The sequence below is a fragment of the Pseudarthrobacter albicanus genome (assembly GCF_018224015.1).
Taxonomy (GTDB): Bacteria; Actinomycetota; Actinomycetes; order Actinomycetales; family Micrococcaceae; genus Arthrobacter; species Arthrobacter albicanus.
This window is the reverse complement of record NZ_JAGPOT010000210.1, coordinates 1-861: the sequence shown is the minus strand read 5'-3', so window position 1 is coordinate 861 and position 861 is coordinate 1. Positions and strand designations below refer to the sequence as shown.

Here is an 861-nt window from a genome sequence, read left to right as displayed (position 1 = left end):
GTCGGGGTTCTATGCCGCTTGCGGCGGGGCGTGGACGGTGGTGAAGAGCTCTTCCCAGGCGGTTTGCCAGGGCCAGGACTCGGGTAGGTGGAGTCGGACCTGCCGGGCGCTGGAGGCGATCCTGGCCGGGACGTGGATGAGTTTGCGGCGGACCGTCCCGGTCCTGGCCTTGCCGAAGGGGCCCGCGGCGAGGATCCCGGCGGCGCGGGTGAGGTTGTAGGCCATGACTGCGGCGACCAGCCAGGCCGAGTTCGCCGCGAATACACCGGAGGGCAGGTGGGCCAGTGCGCTGTCCTTCAGATCGGCATTCACCTGCTCGATGAGCGCGTGTTTGCGGTGGGTTTTGTCCGCTGCGACGGTGTCCAGGACTTCGGCGGGGACTGTGGTGAAGAAGGCGTGATGCCGGTGCGTCTGGAACAGGGTTTCCTGCCCGTCGTTGGCTTTCGGGTTGAGTTCGGGGATGCGCCGCACGACCAGGCGCCCGGGGATACGTTCGGTCGTTTTGCGGGAGCTGAACGCGGTGAACACTGTTTCGGCGACCTCGGCCTTCGAGATCCAGGTGTTGGTGGTCTCGTCGAAGACCGCGTCGGTGTATTCGATCGTTTTCCACGCCGTTTCAGGGATCCCGGCGATGGCGCGTTTGACGGCCGGGTCCATGCGCACGGTCACCGAGACCTGCGCCCCGCCGGCCAGCGCCGCGGCCACCGGATCATGGCCGTAGAAGGCCGAATCGAACCGACAGAGGACCCGCCCGCCGGCGTGGACGCGCTTGAGGGCGGACAGGGCGTCGGTGATCAGGCGTTTGGCGCCGCGGGCCGAGTTCGCCGCACCCTTGCGCAGCCGCTGGGCCAGGACCACCGG

At 68.3% G+C, this 861-nt stretch carries 1 protein-coding gene; it reads right to left on the bottom strand.

The genetic code is table 11. From position 1 onward, the window contains the following. Window positions 1-9 precede the first annotated feature (9 nt). Window positions 10-861 (bottom strand): IS1380 family transposase (locus tag J9611_RS21475; RefSeq protein ID WP_211883312.1); only part of this gene is annotated, 852 nt, incomplete at its 5' end.